The organism is Streptomyces sp. DT2A-34 (assembly GCF_030499515.1).
GTDB lineage: Bacteria > Actinomycetota > Actinomycetes > Streptomycetales > Streptomycetaceae > Streptomyces.
On sequence record NZ_JASTWJ010000001.1, the window covers coordinates 6740201 to 6758298 of the forward strand.

The 18098-nt window shown below is 68.5% G+C and carries 11 protein-coding genes, 2 tRNA genes and 2 pseudogenes; 10 read left to right on the forward strand and 5 right to left on the reverse strand.

The window, feature by feature from the left end; all coding sequences use genetic code 11:
• Positions 1 to 20: 20 nt before the first annotated feature.
• Positions 21 to 1285: pseudogene (locus QQM39_RS30325) on the reverse strand (GNAT family N-acetyltransferase).
• A gap of 162 nt (positions 1286 to 1447) precedes the next feature.
• Between QQM39_RS30325 and QQM39_RS30330 the strand changes: the two are divergent.
• Both QQM39_RS30330 and QQM39_RS30335 read left to right on the forward strand, forming a co-directional pair.
• Complete coding sequence (locus QQM39_RS30330; RefSeq protein WP_302000727.1) at positions 1448 to 2626, forward strand: PP2C family protein-serine/threonine phosphatase; 1179 nt, start codon at positions 1448 to 1450, stop codon at positions 2624 to 2626.
• Positions 2627 to 3329: 703 nt separating this feature from the next.
• Positions 3330 to 3794, forward strand: coding sequence for an HD domain-containing protein (locus QQM39_RS30335; protein WP_302000728.1), 465 nt, complete (start codon positions 3330 to 3332; stop codon positions 3792 to 3794).
• A gap of 30 nt (positions 3795 to 3824) precedes the next feature.
• Here QQM39_RS30335 and QQM39_RS30340 read toward each other — a convergent pair whose 3' ends face one another.
• A complete protein-coding gene (locus QQM39_RS30340; RefSeq protein WP_302000729.1) occupies positions 3825 to 5027 on the reverse strand; it encodes an acyltransferase family protein in 1203 nt (400 codons plus the stop codon).
• A gap of 539 nt (positions 5028 to 5566) precedes the next feature.
• On the opposite strand from QQM39_RS30340, the gene QQM39_RS30345 reads away from it, so the two are divergent.
• The gene (locus QQM39_RS30345; protein WP_030044846.1) at positions 5567 to 5761 is read left to right on the forward strand and encodes a hypothetical protein; all 195 of its coding nucleotides are present in this window, start codon (positions 5567 to 5569) and stop codon (positions 5759 to 5761) included.
• A gap of 78 nt (positions 5762 to 5839) precedes the next feature.
• A complete protein-coding gene (locus QQM39_RS30350; RefSeq protein WP_302000730.1) occupies positions 5840 to 7996 on the forward strand; it encodes a PQQ-binding-like beta-propeller repeat protein in 2157 nt (718 codons plus the stop codon).
• 70 nt (positions 7997 to 8066) lie between these two features.
• Here the strand turns inward: QQM39_RS30350 and QQM39_RS30355 are convergent.
• Positions 8067 to 8137, reverse strand: a tRNA-Gly gene (locus tag QQM39_RS30355).
• Between the two features lie 165 nt (positions 8138 to 8302).
• On the opposite strand from QQM39_RS30355, the gene QQM39_RS30360 reads away from it, so the two are divergent.
• The 5 genes from QQM39_RS30360 (at position 8303) to clpX (ending at position 13136) form a co-directional block, all read left to right on the forward strand.
• Positions 8303 to 8379 (forward strand) — tRNA-Pro (locus QQM39_RS30360).
• A 210-nt stretch (positions 8380 to 8589) separates the two neighbouring features.
• A complete protein-coding gene (gene tig, locus QQM39_RS30365) occupies positions 8590 to 9984 on the forward strand; it encodes a trigger factor (protein WP_302000731.1) in 1395 nt (464 codons plus the stop codon).
• Between the two features lie 348 nt (positions 9985 to 10332).
• Complete coding sequence (locus QQM39_RS30370; RefSeq protein WP_128428974.1) at positions 10333 to 10938, forward strand: ATP-dependent Clp protease proteolytic subunit; 606 nt, start codon at positions 10333 to 10335, stop codon at positions 10936 to 10938.
• A 50-nt stretch (positions 10939 to 10988) separates the two neighbouring features.
• The gene (locus tag QQM39_RS30375) at positions 10989 to 11669 is read left to right on the forward strand and encodes an ATP-dependent Clp protease proteolytic subunit (RefSeq protein WP_302000732.1); all 681 of its coding nucleotides are present in this window, start codon (positions 10989 to 10991) and stop codon (positions 11667 to 11669) included.
• Between the two features lie 180 nt (positions 11670 to 11849).
• Complete coding sequence (gene clpX / locus QQM39_RS30380; protein WP_302000733.1) at positions 11850 to 13136, forward strand: ATP-dependent Clp protease ATP-binding subunit ClpX; 1287 nt, start codon at positions 11850 to 11852, stop codon at positions 13134 to 13136.
• A 74-nt stretch (positions 13137 to 13210) separates the two neighbouring features.
• On the opposite strand, the gene QQM39_RS30385 is transcribed toward clpX, so the two are convergent.
• Positions 13211 to 13627: a hypothetical protein gene (locus QQM39_RS30385; protein ID WP_302000734.1), complete on the reverse strand. Its 417-nt coding sequence runs from the start codon at positions 13625 to 13627 to the stop codon at positions 13211 to 13213.
• A 613-nt stretch (positions 13628 to 14240) separates the two neighbouring features.
• Positions 14241 to 15224, reverse strand: coding sequence for a hypothetical protein (locus tag QQM39_RS30390; protein WP_302000735.1), 984 nt, complete (start codon positions 15222 to 15224; stop codon positions 14241 to 14243).
• A gap of 136 nt (positions 15225 to 15360) precedes the next feature.
• Here QQM39_RS30390 and QQM39_RS30395 point away from each other — a divergent pair.
• Positions 15361 to 17986 (forward strand): annotated as a pseudogene (locus QQM39_RS30395) (valine--tRNA ligase).
• The last annotated feature ends 112 nt before the right edge of the window (positions 17987 to 18098 follow it).

Consider the following 18098-nt stretch of genomic DNA (forward strand, 5'->3'; position numbering starts at 1 on the left):
CGCGCGTCAGAACCCCCGCCTCAGAACCCGTGCGGCAACCACGGCGCCACAGCCGACGCGAACCCGACCGCCGCCTCCGCCAGCGCCCCCTGCCGCAACTCCCGCACCCGCCCGGCGGCCCCCAACGCGCCCAGGCTCACGCCCCCGAGATACGCCGCCCCCAACTCCCGTACGGACAAAGAGAGATCGGCCGCGTCAGCCGTACGCTCGCACGCCGCCCCCTTGGCATCCCCGGACAGCCGCCAACGCCCCGCGTTCCAGGGACAAAGGCGTCCTCGACCTCGAACACCACGTCCACCGGCGCCTGATACGTCCGCGCCTGAAGCGCCGCCCCCACGTCCACCAGCCGTACGTGCAACGAGTCCCGCACCCGGAGCGCACACCGCCGGATGTCGGACACCTGGTGCTGCCACGCCTCGTCCATCGGCCGCCCGTACGCCTTCACCGTGGACGTCAGGTCGATCCCGAACAGAAACCGCCACAGCGCGGCCTCCGCCGCAGGGTCGAGGGCCTGCGTGTCCCGCAGCTGGACGGAGCCCTTGGGCCCACCGGCATCCCACTCCGGCTTGACGTGGAAGCGCGCGTACCCGACGACCTCACCGTCCCGCTCCGCGAGCACGCACTGCAACGGCGACCCGCCGCCCCGCTCGCTCTCCGGGTCGAGCAGCCCGAGCCGCTCCCACCCGGGCAGCCGCGCGAGCATCCCCGGCCGGTCGGCCACCTTGCGCGCGTACACCGCCTCGCACACGTCGAGGACGTCGCCCGGTACGGCGTAGCGCAGACGTACGTCATCGGTGCCGGGCGGCACGGACAGCCGGACGCGGGTCGTGTCGATCTCGGCGTTCACGTGCAGGGTGCCGACGCCGTACCCGAACCGGCCGTAGATCTCCGGCTCGGAGGCGGTCAGTACGGCGAGCGGCCGGCCCCACTCGCGCACGTCGTCCAGCTGCCGCCGCATCATCGAGGTCAGCACACCGCGCCGGCGGTGCGTGCCGGCGACACTCACCATCGTGACGCCGGCCGCGGGCACCGACGCGCCCCCCGGCACGGTCAGTCGGAAGCTGAAGGCCCCCGCCGTGCCGACGCAGGCGTCCCCGTCCCAGGCGCCGATGAAACGGTCGAACTCGGTGAGGGACTTCCACAACTCCCGCTCCTCGGCCGCTTCCGGGACACCGCCGAAGGCGCGGATGAGCGTGGCGTACCAGATATCCCACTCGTCCTGCCGCAACACCCGCAGCTCGGGAGGGCCGGACTGCCCGGGGTGGCTCGCACTGTCTTTCGCCATGAACCATGCGTACCAGGGCATTGCGGGACGAGCGAGGGAATTTCTCGTTGACGGCGGCGAGACCGCTTTCTGTGAAGTTCACTGTGAAGTTGAACCTCGGACGGGGGACAAGTGGGACCTCCCGTGCCAAGCAGCTGGTCCGATGGATAGGGTCCCGAACTAATGGCAGCAGGACGAGAGCGGCGCACGGCGGCCGAGACGTTCACGGCCCGGTTGAAGATGCAGTGGCACCGGGCCCGCGTCGGCGTGCGCAGAAGCGCGGTGGACTACTTCCGCGGCGACGGCTCGGACTGGATCGCACTGGCCGGCCTGCTCCTCACGGTGCCGCTGATCTGCGCCGTGACGATGGCCAACCCGGTGTGGTTCTCCCCGGCCGCGCTGGTCCTCCCCATCGTCGCCGGCGGCCTGCTGCTGCGCCCGGCGAGCCTGCTGGGCCTCTACGCCGCGGCGGCCACCGCCCTGATCGTGGAGTCGGTGCAGCTCGGTCCCTACACGGAGGGCCCGTCCCGCGTCACCCCGGGCGTGGTCCTCGTCGTAGCCGCCTGTGGCTTCTTCGGCCTCCTCATCGCGCAGTTCCGCAGCCGTGTGGGCGTGCCCTGGCGGCGCGGCGGCACGATGCTCTTCGACCTGCGCGAACGCATCCGCGTCCAGAGCAAGCTCCCGAGCCTGCCGCACGGCTGGCACCGCGAGATGGCGCTGCGCCCGGCGGGCGGCCAGTCCTTCTCGGGCGACTTCGTCGTCGCGGCCCGCACGAATGGCGGCCGCACGCTGGAGGTGGTCCTGACGGACGTGTCGGGCAAGGGCATGGACGCAGGCTCGCGCGCCCTTCTCCTCTCCGGAGCCTTCGGCGGCCTCCTGGGCAGCCTGCCCCCACACGCGTTCCTCCCGGCGGCCAACGGCTACCTGCTCCGCCAGGACTGGGACGAGGGCTTCGCCACCTCGATCCACCTCGTCCTGGACCTGGACTCGGGCGACTACGAGCTCTACTCGGCGGGCCACCCACCGGGCCTGCAACTGAGCGCGGGCAGCGGCCGCTGGGAGGAGAAGGCGGCCGAGGGCCCCCTCCTCGGCGTGTACGACGGCGCCCAGTTCGACCCCGTGAAGGGCACACTCCGCTCCGGAGACGTGCTGATGCTGTTCACGGACGGCCTGGTCGAAACGTCCGACCGCGACATCGTCGAGGGCATCGACCGCCTCACCGGCGAGGCCGACCGCTACGTCGCCGGCGGCTTCCACGGCGCCGCATGGCACCTCATCGAGGCGGTCGCGAGAGACGTCAACGACGACAGGGCCCTCCTCCTGATCTGCCGCGAGGGCCCGACGACAACGACGCCACGCTGACCCGCCTCACTCAAGCCTGCCCGGCGTTCAAGGACGAGCAATCCGACACCGCCCCGAGCCCCCACCCGGCTGGGGGCTTCACTTCCAGGCGCGGACCGGCATCGTCCGACACGTCCGGCGTTTGAGGATGTGGCCGCCCCGTCCCGAGCCCTCATCCGCCCGCTGGGGGCTCGGCCTTGCGGCGCCGGCTGTCGCTTCTGAGTGCCGGTCGGCATCATTCAGCGCGTCCGGCGTTTGGGGATGTGGCGGCACTGTCCCGAGCCCTCATCCGCCCGCTGGGGGCTGGGCGTCGTGGCGTCGGCTGTCGCTTCTGAGTGCCGGTCGGCATCATTCAGCGCGTCCGGCGTTTGGGGATGTGGCGGCGCTGTCCCGAGCCCTCATCCGCCCGCTGGGGGCTGGGCGTCGTGGCGTCGGCTGTCGCTTCTGAGTGCCGGTCGGCATCATTCAGCGCGTCCGGCGTTTGGGGATGTGGCGGCGCTGTCCCGAGCCCCCGCCCGCCCGCTGGGGGCTTGGCCTCGCTGCGCCGACCGTCGCTTCTCAGCGTCGGCCTGCATCACTCAGCCCGTCCGGCGTTTGAGGACGAGGCCCGTTCAGGGCCGAAGCGGGGGTCTGGGGGCCGCAGGCCCCCAGGGGGCGGGGTCGAAGGGGCAGCGCCCCTTGAGGATGGGACGGGTAGGGGCGGCGGGGGCGAGACACTGGACGAGTGACCGAGCCTGACCGAACCCCGCTGCCCCTCACCGCCGTAGAGGCCATCGCCCGCGCCGCCCACGCCCACCAGACCGACAAGGCCGGACGACCGTACACCGAACACCTCCAGGCCGTCGCCGAAGGCGTACGCGCGCGCGGCGGCGACAACGACCAGATCGCCGCGGCCTGGCTGCACGACGCAGTGGAGGACGACGCGCTGACCGAACAGTGGCTGGAAGAAGCCACCCTGAGCCGCCGCACGAAGGACATCGTGCTGGCGGTAACCAAGCGGACCGGAGAACCCCCCGAGGCCTACGCCGCACGCATCCTCGCCACCGAGGGCGCCCTGCTGGTGAAGGAGGCCGACCTGGCGCACAACGCGAACCCGGCCCGCCTCGCGGCCCTCGACGAGGCCACCCGCAAACGACTGACCGAGAAGTACGCACGGATGCGCGCACTTCTCGGTCTGATCGGCAAGTGACGTCCCACGAGGGGAACTCTCAGCGTCGGCTCAGGCGTTGACCTTCTCCCGCTTGGCCGCACCCTCACGCTTCTCGCGCTCCCGGGCCACCTCCGCCGCGTCCCGCTTGAACGCCCAGTCCATCTTGGGCTCCATCGCGAACCGGAACACCCGCTGCACCGGCTTGGTGCACAGCAGCGTCACACCGACAGCCGCGCAGACGGTAACGAAGATCTCGCCGAGCGGCCGGTGCAGCCAGGCGGCCTCGAACCAGCCCTGGTAGTCCCCGGCCTTCACGAAGAACCCGTGCAGCAGATAGCCGTACAGCGTCCCCGCGCCGAGCGCCGTGAACCACATGTGCCGACGCGGCACCCAGGCGAAGAAGCAGGCCGTCAGCAGCAGCGAGCAGCCGAACATCGCCAGCACCATGACCGGCCCGCTCCACCACGGGGCGTGCAGCTCCTGCGCCGCGTCACGGTGGTAGAACCACGCGGTGTTCATACGCGGCACCGCCCACCAGCCGAAGGCCAGCGCCACCGCGCCCACCGGCACGGACAGGATCCGCACCGTGCGCGTGCGCACCATGTGGAAGTGCTCGGGCTTCATGATCAGGCCCAGCACGAAGTACGGCAGGAACTGCAGCACCCGCTGCAGGTCCAGGTCGTCGCCGATCTCCGGGGTGACCGTCGCCGCCATGGCGAGGCCGAGGGCGATCGGCAGCGGCCAGCGCACCATCTTCCAGATGGGGGTGGTCATCCGCCAGATGAACAGCGCGCACAGGAACCACGTCAGGTACCACGGGTCCAGGAGGCTGATCTCCTGGCTCGGGTCCTCGTCGATCCAGCGCTTGAAGAGCGGATACGCCGTCTCGAACACGATGTACGGCACGGCGACGCCGGTGATCAGCCGCTTCATCCGGCTGGGGCTGGCGTCGAAGCTGCGTGAGAAGAAGCCGGAGATGATGATGAACGCCGGCATGTGGAAGGTGTACACGACGGTGTACACGGCCTCCAGGGTCCGGCTGTCGCCCTTGATCGGCTCCCAGGCGTGTCCTATGGCCACGAGCACGATCGCCAGGTACTTGGCGTTGTCGAAGAACGCGTCGCGCTGCTTGGCACCGCTGGACGCGGGTCTGTTGTTCGCCTGAGCCTTCTTGTTGTGCGGCGAGCGCGGACTGGGCACTCCGTCCGCCGGTGACTGTGCCGGGGGGAGTGGCGCTCTGTTGTAGCCGTGCGGTCGCAGTGAGTCCGTCACAGACCCTCCCGCCGGAAGCCGGGGGAGGCGATCCAGGACTTTGCTGCGCATGCGGGGGACGAGGCAGCGTGGAACATCTGAGGCACCCTAGCGTTGTCTGTGTGTTTTCGTAAAACCCGCCAGGTCATTCCTGGTTATTGCGCTCGACCGCGTGTGTACGACGAACGTGCACCTGTCGGACACCTGTTGGCCACCCGTCTTGTCCGGATTCATCCGGACTAAGGGGTGCATATGGGCAGGAGCTGACTCCGGTGGAATGATCAGAGTGCGGAGAATTCGAAATACCCGCGAACACGTTGTGTGTTGATGGAAACGATCCCGCCGAATTCCCTGCGCGAGTGTCCCCTCGAAATGCTGTACGGGTACAACGTGAGAGGTCGGCGCGGGCCGAGGGTCCGCACGGATCCGGCACAGGTGTGGCGAACGAAACGTCACGTGCCGCATAGCGGAGCCCGGTTGGTGGCACGATGGTTCTGGCGGGGGTGCGCGGGGTGCATCCCCGGGCCGGGAGAGCGGACCGACCGAGGGTGTGATCTGTTGTGGCCATTTCGCTGTCAGTTGTGTTGCTGTTGGCGATCATTTTGGTGGTGTTGATCCGTGGCGGATCCTTGAAGGCCGGCCCCGCCGTCGTCGCCGTGCTGTTCGGCTTCTTCCTGGCCTCGACCGGCATGGCCGACGACATCCAGCGGTTCCTCAACTCGATAGCGGAGACGATCAACTCCATCCAGTTCTAGGGTCCGTGGGGCCGCCTGGAAGGGTACGGATACCCTCGTTCGTGATCGTCGAACGGTCCGGAACGGGGGAACGTACGGATGGCGCTGCGCGAGACGGACCCGCCGGAGGTGGGCGGCTACCGGATCGAGGACCGTCTCGGTTCCGGTGGCATGGGCGTGGTCTACCTGGCGCGCTCCGCCTCCGGTCGTCGCCTCGCCCTCAAGGTCGTGCACGCGCAGTACGCCGACGACGACGAGTTCCGCACCCGCTTCCGCCGCGAGGTGGCCGCCGCCCGCCAGGTCAGTGGCGCCTTCACCGCTCCCGTCGTGGACGCGGACGCCGACGCGCCGCGCCCCTGGATGGCCACGCTCTACATCCCGGGCGAGGACCTCGGCACCCACGTCCGCCGCCACGGCCCCCTGCCCCTGCCGAAGGTGCGCGAACTCGCCGCCGGCCTCGCCGAGGCCCTGCGGGACATCCACCGCGCCGGCATGGTCCACCGGGACCTGAAACCGGCCAATGTGATGCTCGCCGAGGACGGCCCCCGCGTCATCGACTTCGGCATCTCCCGCGCCGCCGAGTTCGCGGCCCAGGACGTCCTCACCCAGACCGGCCGCGTGATGGGCACCCCGCCCTACATGTCCCCGGAACAGTTCTCCTCCCCCCAGGACGTGGGTCCGGCCGCCGACGTCTTCTCCCTCGGCTCGGTCGTCGCGTACGCCGCCACCGGTCACGGCCCGTTCGACAGCCCGAGCCCCTACGAGACCGCCGTACGCGTCGTCGACGGCACCCCGGACCTCGACGACGTACCGCCCGACTTGCTCCCCTTCGTCCGTCTCTGCCTGGAAAAGCACCCCAAGTCCCGCCCGACACCGGACGAGTTGCTGGGCCTGCTGCGCGACGGCCACGTCCCCGAGCCGAGGCCGGATCCCACCCCCGCGACGCAGGAGACGCCCCCTCCCGTACGACGACCGAAGCGCCGCCGGCGCCTGTGGCTGGCCACCGCACTGGGCGCCGCCCTCCTCACCGCCGTCACCGCGACCACGGTCGCCGTCACGGGCGGTGACGAAGCCGACCCCGGGAACCTGCCGACCGGCTGGCAGAACTGGCGCAAGACATCGAAGGACCCGAGCGTCGACAAGGAGCCGGTGGGCGCCAGCAACCCGTTCAACCGCTGCGCCGCCACCGGCAGGTCCCTGGTGTGCGCCGGCGACGACGTCATGGCGACCCGTTTCGCCCTCGCCGACGGCCGTAACACCTGGGCCCGGCCCATCGACGAGACGGCGGACGACCTCGGCGGAAGCTCCGCCGGCACGATCATCGCCGCCCGCGGCGGCCGGGTGTACGTCTACGGCGCCGACGACCGGCCCATCGGCACTGAAGGGCTGTCCCGGACCCGCTACACGGTCCAGGCCCTCGACGCCGAGACCGGCAAGGTGATCTGGAAGACCGTCACCGGCGACGGCGACGCGGCCACAGAGCCGAGCAGTGATCACGGCGCCTCCACCGCCATACCCGCCGGCATCATCGCCACCTACGGCAACGAGTCGAAGTACTACGCCCTCCTCGACGCCGACGACGGCAAGGTCCGCTGGAAGCGTCCGCTGTCCGACCCGGAAAATCAGCCCTGTCTGCTGCGCAGCGTGGCGCGGCACGCGTACCTGGTCTGCGCGCACTTCACCGGCACCGAAATCACCGGCACGAGCATCGCGCCACTCGATCCGGCCACCGGACGGCCCAACTGGACCGTAAAGGCAAAGGGCGATCAGGACCTCGCCGGACAGGCGGACGGCCGCCTCGTGCTGGCGAGCGCACTCGGCGACCACCGCACGGTGACCCTGATCAACGCCAAGTCGCACGTCCTGACGACCGTACGGCTCTCCCCGGCCCAGCCCGAGGAAGCGACCGTCCACCTCTTGGGCGGCACCCTGTACTTCACCCTCCCGGGCGGCAGTGTCCGCGCGGTCGACCCGAGCACGGGACGCCAGCTCTGGAAGACCGACTCCACGGTGGAGAAGTCGGGAGCCCCGTCCGCTTCCGCCACCCGCCTGTACCTGGCGTCCCCCAGCGGCCGCCTCGCCACCATCGACCGGCGCACCGGCAAAGTCGTCGCGACCAGCCCGGGCCGAGACGACAGCGGCCTGCTCGATCTCACCGGCTCCACCGGCGCCGCCCCGCTGGTCCTCGTCGGCGACGCCCTCTACATCCCGTACGGCATCCGCTCCGTCTACACCGTGGACGTACGCACACTGTGAGACCCGGCACCGGGAAATGATCAGGGCCAGGTCGGGGACTAACCCTCTGACCTGGCCCTGAGCCGTACAGAGCGGGCGACGGGAATCGAACCCGCGTAGCTAGTTTGGAAGACTAGGGCTCTACCATTGAGCTACGCCCGCACAGGACGCGCCGCAGATCAGGTGACCGCGGCACTGCAGGCATCGTAGCGGGTCACGCCCCTTCGACGCACACCCCATTGCCGCACGCCCGGTCCCGCGGCCGGCGTCGGCGAAATGCGGCGGACCCACTGCCTGCGGGCATGTACCCTACGTGTCGCACCAGCACGGGGTGTGGCGCAGCTTGGTAGCGCGTCCGCTTTGGGAGCGGAAGGCCGTGGGTTCAAATCCCGCCACCCCGACCACGACCGGGTCCACACCGGCCATTCGCGCGACGACCTCGGGTGATCGCGTCCCTTGATCGCCTTTGGGGCGTGTCGCCGCTGCCGTTACTATGCAAGCTGCACGCCCGTGTGTCTCTCCGTACGAAGTCACGAAGTCCTCCGGGCGGCGAATTTGCCGGACCAGTCTGGCTCCGGCAGAACCCAAGAAGTCAGCCACAAGGAGACCGAACCGTGAAGAGCGCCGTGGAGACCCTGAACCCGACTCGGGTTCGGCTCACTGTCGAGGTGCCCTTCGAGGAGCTCAAGGACAGCCTCGACGCGGCGTACAAGAAGATCAACCAGCAGGTCACGGTGAAGGGCTTCCGCAAGGGTAAGATCCCTGCCCGCGTCATCGACCAGCGGTTCGGCCGCGGTGCGGTCCTGGAGGAGGCGGTCAACGACGCGCTTCCGAAGTTCTACACCGAGGCGGTCAACGAGGCCGAGCTCAACGTCCTGGGCCAGCCCGAGGTCGACATCACCGAGCTGAAGGACGGCGAGACGCTGAACTTCACCGCCGAGGTCGACGTCCGCCCGACCATCGAGATCCCGGACTACTCCGGCATCGAGGTCGAGGTCGACGCCGTCGAGGTCACCGACGAGGACGTCGAGAAGTCGGTCGAGCAGCTCCGCGAGCGCTTCGCCTCGACCTCCCCGGTCGAGCGCGCCGCCGAGGACGGCGACGTCGTCACGATCGACCTGCAGGCCAAGGTCGACGGCGAGGTCCTGGAGGACGGCGTCGCCGAGGGTGTCTCCTACACCATCGGATCCGGCGAGCTGCTGGATGGCATCGACGACGCCGTGAAGGGCCTGGAGGCCGGGGCTGAGGCCACCTTCACCTCCGAGCTCAAGGGCGGCTCGGCGGCCGGCAAGGAGGCCGAGGTCACCGTCAAGGTCACCCAGGTCGCCGCGCGTGAACTGCCGGAGCTGGACGACGACTTCGCGCAGCTCGCCTCCGAGTTCGACACCCTCGACGAGCTCAAGGCGGACAGCCGCAAGCGCCTCGAGAACATGAAGCAGTACGACCAGGCCACGCAGGCCCAGGAGCGCGTCCTGGAGAAGCTGCTGGAGCTCGTCGAGGTGCCCGTCCCCGAGAAGCTGCTCGAGGACGAGATCAACACCCGTAAGCACAACCTCGAGCACCACCAGCTCGGCCAGATGGGCCTCGACCTCGCGAAGTACCTGGAGATCCAGGGCAAGACCGAGGAGGAGTTCGACGCCGAGACCAAGGAAGCCGCGGTCAAGGGCATCAAGACGCAGTTCGTCCTCGACGAGCTCGTCAAGCAGGAGAAGCTGAACGTCAACCAGGAGGAGCTCACCGAGCACCTCATGCGCCGCGCCGCTTCCTCCGGCATGTCCCCCGACCAGTTCGCCCAGGCGGTCGTCGAGGGCGGCCAGGTTCCGCTCCTGGTCGGCGAGGTCGCCCGCGGCAAGGCCCTGGCCGTCGTGGTCGAGAAGGCCACGGTCAAGGACACCAACGGCGAGGTCATCGACCTGGACGACGAGGAAGAGGTCGAGCAGGCCACGGAGACGGTCGAGGCCGCCGAGGGCGCCGCCGACGAGGCCACCGAGGAGAAGACCGAGGGCTGAGCCCACGGGACTTTGTAGCTCGTAGGAAGGGCCCTGGGACGCATAGCGCCCCCGGGCCCTTCTGTCGTACGGCTGCGTGCAGCGCCCCTTAAGGGGCGCGGGGAACTGCGCGAGCAACCACACACAACCCGCGGCCACCCACTGACCAGCGGAGCTACGGCGAGAAATCCGCCCCACCCAGCGGAGCGCATGCGCTGACAGCGAACACCCGCTGAACCGGGATTGCAGCGCAGGGCCACCGCGTTAGGGTCCATGAATATGAGGGCAGGGGAGCCCCCGTTGCCCGCAGAAGACGTAAGACGGCCCGGCGCCGTCGTAAGACGAGCAGGTGGATACGTGACGAATCTGATGCCCTCCGCCGCCGGCGAGCCTTCCATCGGTGGTGGCCTCGGCGACCAGGTCTACAACCGGCTGCTCAACGAGCGGATCATCTTCCTCGGCCAGCCGGTCGACGACGACATCGCGAACAAGATCACCGCGCAGTTGCTGCTCCTTGCCGCTGACCCGGAAAAGGACATCTACCTCTACATCAACAGCCCCGGCGGCTCGATCACGGCCGGTATGGCGATCTACGACACCATGCAGTACATCAAGAACGACGTGGTGACCATCGCCATGGGCCTCGCCGCCTCCATGGGCCAGTTCCTGCTCAGCGCGGGCACCCCCGGCAAGCGCTTCGCGCTGCCGAACGCCGAGATCCTGATCCACCAGCCCTCCGCGGGCCTGGCCGGCTCGGCCTCCGACATCAAGATCCACGCCGAGCGGCTGCTGCACACCAAGAAGCGCATGGCCGAGCTCACGGCGCAGCACACCGGTCAGACGATCGAGCAGATCACCCGGGACTCGGACCGCGACCGCTGGTTCGACGCCCACGAGGCCAAGGAGTACGGCCTCATCGACGACGTGATGGAAACGGCCGCCGGTATGCCGGGCGGCGGCGGCACCGGGGCCTGAGGCCCCAGTACAGCCCCCAGCCGACCGCCTCAGCCCCTAGGAGACAGACAGTGAACGACTTCCCCGCCAACGGCCTGTACGACCGTACGCGCGCCGAGTACGCGGGCCCCGTGGCCGAGTCCCGGTACGTCATCCCGCGCTTCGTCGAGCGCACCTCGCAGGGCATCCGCGAGTACGACCCGTACGCGAAGCTGTTCGAGGAGCGCGTGATCTTCCTCGGCGTGCAGATCGACGACGCCTCCGCGAACGACGTCATGGCGCAGCTGCTGTGCCTGGAGTCGATGGACCCCGACCGGGACATCTCGGTCTACATCAACAGCCCCGGCGGCTCCTTCACCGCGCTCACGGCCATCTACGACACGATGCAGTTCGTGAAGCCGGACATCCAGACGGTCTGCATGGGCCAGGCGGCCTCCGCCGCCGCCATCCTGCTGGCCGCCGGCACGCCCGGCAAGCGCATGGCCCTGCCGAACGCCCGTGTGCTGATCCACCAGCCGTACAGCGAGACGGGCCGCGGTCAGGTCTCCGACCTGGAGATCGCCGCCAACGAGATCCTGCGGATGCGCTCGCAGCTGGAGGAGATGCTGGCCAAGCACTCCACCACGCCGATCGAGAAGATCCGCGAGGACATCGAGCGCGACAAGATCCTCACGGCCGAGGACGCGCTCTCGTACGGGCTGATCGACCAGATCATCTCCACCCGGAAGATGAACAACGCCGACGTTCGCTGACGCGGACCGGTAGTGTCTGCTGCCCCTTGGCACGGTTTGGGACGGTGCACGTCAAAGTGAACCGCGCCAAGGGGGGCCCGAACGGGGGGCCAGGCAAGGTACCGTCGGACATAAGGCAGCACCAGGAGCCGCTGGATTCGAAAACGTCCAGTCGTCTCCACGGCGAAGGGGAAGCACACCGTGGCACGCATCGGTGACGGCGGCGATCTGCTCAAGTGCTCGTTCTGCGGCAAGAGCCAGAAGCAGGTCAAGAAGCTCATCGCAGGCCCTGGTGTGTACATCTGCGACGAGTGCATCGATCTCTGCAACGAGATCATCGAGGAAGAACTCGCGGAGACCAGTGAGGTCCGCTGGGAGGAACTGCCCAAACCACGCGAGATCTACGAGTTCCTCGAGGGGTACGTGGTCGGCCAGGAGGCGGCGAAGAAGGCCCTCTCCGTCGCCGTCTACAACCACTACAAGCGCGTCCAGGCAGGCGAGAACGGCGGCGGTCAAAGCCGCGAGGACGCCATCGAGTTGGCGAAGTCCAACATCCTGCTGCTGGGCCCCACGGGCTCCGGCAAGACCCTGCTGGCGCAGACCCTGGCCCGCATGCTGAACGTCCCGTTCGCCATCGCCGACGCGACGGCGCTCACGGAGGCGGGATACGTCGGCGAGGACGTCGAGAACATCCTGCTGAAGCTGATCCAGGCGGCCGACTACGACGTCAAGAAAGCCGAGACCGGGATCATCTACATCGACGAGATCGACAAGGTCGCGCGGAAGAGTGAAAACCCGTCGATCACCCGGGACGTCAGCGGTGAGGGCGTCCAGCAGGCCCTGCTGAAGATCCTGGAAGGCACGACGGCCTCGGTCCCGCCGCAGGGCGGCCGCAAGCACCCGCACCAGGAGTTCATCCAGATCGACACGACGAACGTCCTGTTCATCGTGGGCGGCGCGTTCGCCGGTCTGGAGAAGATCATCGAGTCCCGGGCCGGCGCCAAGGGCATCGGCTTCGGCGCGACGATCCGCTCCAAGCGCGAGCTGGAGGCCAAGGACCAGTTCGAGGACGTCATGCCCGAGGACCTGGTCAAGTTCGGCATGATCCCGGAGTTCATCGGCCGCCTCCCGGTCATCACGAGCGTGCACAACCTGGACCGGGAAGCCCTCCTCCAGATCCTCATCGAGCCCCGCAACGCACTCGTCAAGCAGTACCAGCGCCTCTTCGAACTCGACGGCGTGGAACTCGACTTCGAGCGCGAGGCCTTGGAGGCCATCGCCGACCAGGCCATCCTCCGCCAGACCGGCGCGCGCGGCCTGCGCGCCATCATGGAGGAGGTCCTGATGTCGGTGATGTACGAGGTGCCGTCGCGGAAGGACGTGGCGAGGGTCGTCATCACGGCGGACGTCGTCCACTCGAACGTGAACCCGACGCTGATTCCGCGGGATGCGCGGGGTCGGGGGTCGGGGGAGCAGAAGACGGCGTAAGCGGCTCCTGTACAAGCGAAGAGGGTGTCCGGCGAGTCTCGCCGGACACCCTCTTCTTAGATGCGGCCCCTCGTCTAGGCGTACGGGTTGGTGACCGCACTCGTGTAGCAAGAAGCTAGTAGACTGCTGCCTTCGAAGACACCGACTTGGGCCCGTGCCGCGATGATCCCGTTGCTGTCGGTGGCTGACGTCCCGTAAGTGATGCCTGAGCCGTTGCCACCATAGTTCCTGTGCCACGACCAGTAGTGATCATTGTTGTCGCGCGTCACGGTGTGCAGGCGGATTCCTACCGAATGCCCATCGGCATCTATGTCTTTGACGTAGAGCGCCAGGGCCGAGATGGTGTTCTTTCCTCCCCATGTCACATCTGCGTAGCCATAAGCCCTGAAGTCCGGAATGAGGTATGCATTGCAGCCGCTCGTGGTGGCGGCTGAGGCCGGTGCTGATGACAGCGAAACGGCGAGTGCGGCTGCGGTTGCAGCAGCGACCAAGCCTGCCCGGTGGAGCACTATTCCCCCATGGTGAGTTTGCGTGAACCTGTCAGGGGAATTTTGTCCAAGAGTTGATCATTGTGCACCACATTTTGATCGGGTGTGACCTGGATCTCGGAGTGTGAGCGCGTGGGAACTGTGTCGTACGCGCTGGGCAATGGCATCCGGGATGCTGGGGAGTGTGTCAACGTCCCGGCCTACGGGCGGCGTGCTATGCCTTGTCGCGCACTTCCTTGCGGACCTTAGCCGTCAGTTCAGCCGCACTCTCCAGGTCGGCGCCCTTGCAGGCCATCGCACTCGCCATGTCGACGTGAATGATCACGCCCAGGGTGCTGTGGTCGCCCCAGATGCCGACCGACAGGACCAGCGAAGATCGAAAGCGAGTCCAACGAACGGCCGGGATGCGGCGACAGGGTGAGCACCCATGCCCTGGCGAAGCCGGCGTGCGTCACTCGACCGACGCCCGCCTCCCTTGCGACGCGCAGCATTAGGCTTTGACGACGGCCTCCACGAGAAGAACGCGTAGCGCCGCGCCGTCCCACACGCCTGGTACGCGCAGAGGGCCCCGAGCTGATCGGCTCGGGGCCCTCTTGGGTGCTCGTGTCCGGTGTTGCTACGCCTTCGTGCGCGTGGCCTTGTACACCTTCACGGCCTCCGCCGCGGCCTCCTCGACCGTGGACGTCTGCCCGCCCTTCAGGGCCTTGGTCATATCGACGGCCTGCACCAGGCCGAGCGTGCTGTAGTCGGCCCAGACGCATGAGGGCACCTCGAAGCTGCTCGGTGCTCCGGGCTGGGGGTCGCTGTTGGTGAACTTCACCGTTTGGCACTTCATCAGGGCACCCTCGAACCCGTCCGGCTCGACTGGCTCGGGGTCACCGATCAGCTCGGTCTTCGTCTTGGAGCCGCTCTCCTTGTCCGAGAACTTTTTCTCGGCCAGCGCGAAGTACCCGTCGATGGCGGCATCGGGGTCGGAGATGTCGCCGTAGTAGCCCTCGAAGCTCATGGCCTGGCCGGTGGGGATGGTGCTGTCGCCGGACGAGGTGGAGTAACTGGCCTGGGCGCGGTGCGCGCCCTGGATTCCGATCGACTCCGCGTCCTTCTTGTCTTCACCGGTCAGGGCGCCTTCCTTCGCGCCGGGCGAGGACTTCTTGTACTCGCCGATGGTCGACGGAAGCGTCAGCTTGTAGCCCTTGGTGTCTTCCGAGACGGCGCTGTTGCCCGCACCACCGCCTACGCCGAGCACGAAGTACGCCCCAACGCCGATCGCAACCACGACGGCCACCGCGCCGATGATCAGGCCGGTCTTCTTGTTGCCGCCACCCGGAGCCGGCGGCTGCGGCATCCCGTAGGGGGCCTGGCCGTAGGGCGGCTGCTGGCCATATCCGGGCTGCTGGCCGTACGGCTGCTGGGGCGCAACGCCCTGTGGCGGCTGCTGGGGGTAGCCGTACCCCGGCTGGGGCTGGGCCGGAGGAGCCTGCTGGGGGTAGCCATAGCCGGGCTGGGGCGCCTGCGGCTGCTGGCCGTACGGACCCGGCTGGCCGTACGGTCCGGGCTGCTGGGGCTGCCCGCCGTACGGGCCCGGCTGGTTGTAGCTCATTTCTGGGTTCCCCTCCAGATGCTTATGTGTTCCTGACATCCTGGCGCAGACACAGACAACGCACGGCATCGGGGTGCCCACCGTTACAGAAGAATCGCGTTTCGGGACACGCCCGGGACACCCCTAAACTGAGCGCGTGACCGAGAACGCTCAGCAGCAGCCACCAGCGCCCGACACCGAACTGCCGACCCAGTACGCGCCGGCCGACGTAGAGGGGCCGCTGTACGAGCGCTGGGTAGAGCGGGGTTACTTCGAGGCGGACGAGAAGAGCGACAAGCCGCCGTACACGATCGTCATTCCGCCGCCGAACGTCACGGGCTCGCTCCACCTCGGGCACGCCTTCGAGCACACCCTCATCGACGCCCTCACGCGCCGCAAGCGCATGCAGGGTTACGAGACGCTGTGGCAGCCCGGCATGGACCACGCCGGTATCGCCACACAGAACGTCGTCGAGCGTGAGCTCGGCAAGGAGGGCAAGTCCCGGCACGACCTGGGCCGGGAGGCGTTCGTCGAGCGGGTCTGGCAGTGGAAGGCCGAGTCCGGTGGGCAGATCAGCGGCCAGATGCGCCGCCTCGGTGACGGCGTCGCGTGGTCGCGCGAGCGCTTCACCATGGACGAGGGCCTCTCCCAGGCCGTCCAGACCATCTTCAAGCGGCTCTACGACGACGAGCTGATCTACCGCGCCGAGCGCATCATCAACTGGTGCCCCCGGTGTCTTACGGCCATCTCCGACATCGAGGTCGAGTACCAGGACGACGACGGCGAGCTCGTCTCCATCCGGTACGGCGACGGCGACGACTCCATCGTCGTGGCGACGACCCGCGCCGAGACGATGCTCGGTGACACCGCCGTCGCCGTCCACCCCGAGGACGAGCGCTACCGCCACCTCGTCGGACGTGACATCGAGCTGCCGCTCACCGGCCGCCGTATCCCCGTCGTCGCCGACGAGCACGTCGACCCCGAGTTCGGCACCGGGGCCGTCAAGGTCACCCCGGCGCACGACCCGAACGACTTCGAGATCGGCCAGCGGCACAGCCTGCCGTCCCTGACCATCATGGACGAGCACGCGGTCATCACCGCCCACGGTCCCTTCCAGGGCCTGGACCGCCTGGAGGCCCGCTCGGCCATCGTCGGCGCGCTGCGCGCCGAGGGCCGGATCGTCGCGGAGAAGCGGCCGTACGTCCACTCGGTCGGCCACTGCTCGCGCTGCAAGACCACCATCGAGCCGCGCCTGTCCATGCAGTGGTGGGTCAAGGTCGGCCCGCTGGCGAAGGCGGCCGGTGACGCGGTCCGCGACGGCAAGGTCAAGATCCATCCGCAGGAGATGGAGAAGCGGTACTTCGACTGGGTCGATAACCTCCACGACTGGTGTATTTCGCGGCAGTTGTGGTGGGGCCACCGCATTCCGGTCTGGTACGGCCCGGAGGGCGAAGTCGTCTGCGTCGGCCCCGACGAGGAGCCGCCGAGCGGTGAGGGCTGGCGTCAGGACACCGACGTCCTCGACACCTGGTTCTCCTCCGGCCTGTGGCCCTTCTCGACCCTCGGCTGGCCCGAACAGAACCGAGTCGCTCGCGAAGTTCTACCCGAACTCCGTCCTGGTCACCGGCTACGACATCCTCTTCTTCTGGGTCGCCCGGATGATGATGTTCGGCCTGTACGCGATGGACGGCACCCCGCCGTTCCACACCATCGCCCTGCACGGCATGGTCCGCGACCAGTTCGGCAAGAAGATGTCGAAGTCCTTCGGCAACGCGGTCAACCCGCTGGACTGGATGGACAAGTACGGCAGCGACGCGCTCCGCTTCACCCTCGCCCGCGGCGCCAACCCGGGCGTCGACGTCCCGATCGGCGAGGACTGGGTCCAGGGCTCCCGCAACTTCGCCAACAAGATCTGGAACGCCACGCGCTTCGCGCTGATGAACGGCGCGACGGTGGACGGGCCCCTGCCGGACCCGTCGAAGATGTCGTCGACGGACCGCTGGATTCTGTCGAGGCTGAACTCGGTCGTTGCCGAAGTCGACGCGTTCTACGACGACTTCCAGTTCGCCAAGCTGTCGGACGCGCTGTTCCACTTCGCGTGGGACGAGGTCTTCGACTGGTACGTCGAGCTGTCCAAGACGACGTTCCAGGCGGGCGGCGAGGCGGCCGAGGTCAGCAAGCGCGTCCTGGGCGAGGTCCTCGACGTCACCCTCAAGCTGCTGCACCCGGTGGTCCCGTTCGTCACGGAGACCCTGTGGACCACCCTCACGGGCGGCGAGTCGGTCGTGATCGCCGACTGGCCGAAGGACAGTGGCTTCAGGGACTCGGCGGCAGAGCAGGAGATCGCCGTTCTCCAGCAGGTCATCACCGAGGTCCGCCGCTTCCGCGCCGACCAGGGCCTGCAGCCGGGCCAGCGCGTCCCGGCCCGCCTGACCCTGGACGGCACCGCACTCGCCCCGCACGAGCCGGCCATCCGCCAGCTGCTGCGCCTCCAGCCGGAGGGCGATGCCTTCACGGCCACGGCGACGCTGCCGGTGGCGGGCGCGGAGGTCGCCCTGGACCTGTCCGGCGCGATCGATGTCGCGGCGGAGCGCAAGCGCCTCGCGAAGGACCTGGCGGCGGCCGAGAAGGAGAAGGCCCAGGCCACGGCCAAGCTCGGCAACGAGGCGTTCCTGGCGAAGGCGCCGGACCAGGTGGTGGAGAAGATCCGCGGCCGGCTGGCGAAGGCGGACGAGGACATCGCGCGGATTGCCGCGCAGCTGGAGCGGCTGCCGCAGGCGTAGGAGTTTTTACGGCTGTGAAGGCCCCCGGTGCTTGCTGGCGCCGGGGGCTTTCGCCGACCTTTGGGGGCGCGGGGCTGTATCGATATGCGGCTCCGCCGCGTGGGCCCTGGGC

Bases quoted from the DNA above. Each gene is read 5' to 3' on its own strand.
- QQM39_RS30330 (WP_302000727.1), top strand. From the start codon at position 1,448: ATGGCAGCAGGACGAGAGCGGCGCACGGCGGCCGAGACGTTCACGGCC.
- QQM39_RS30350 (WP_302000730.1), top strand. From the start codon at position 5,840: ATGGCGCTGCGCGAGACGGACCCGCCGGAGGTGGGCGGCTACCGGATC.
- QQM39_RS30370 (WP_128428974.1), top strand. From the start codon at position 10,333: ATGCCCTCCGCCGCCGGCGAGCCTTCCATCGGTGGTGGCCTCGGCGAC.
- QQM39_RS30390 (WP_302000735.1), bottom strand. From the start codon at position 15,224: ATGAGCTACAACCAGCCGGGCCCGTACGGCGGGCAGCCCCAGCAGCCC.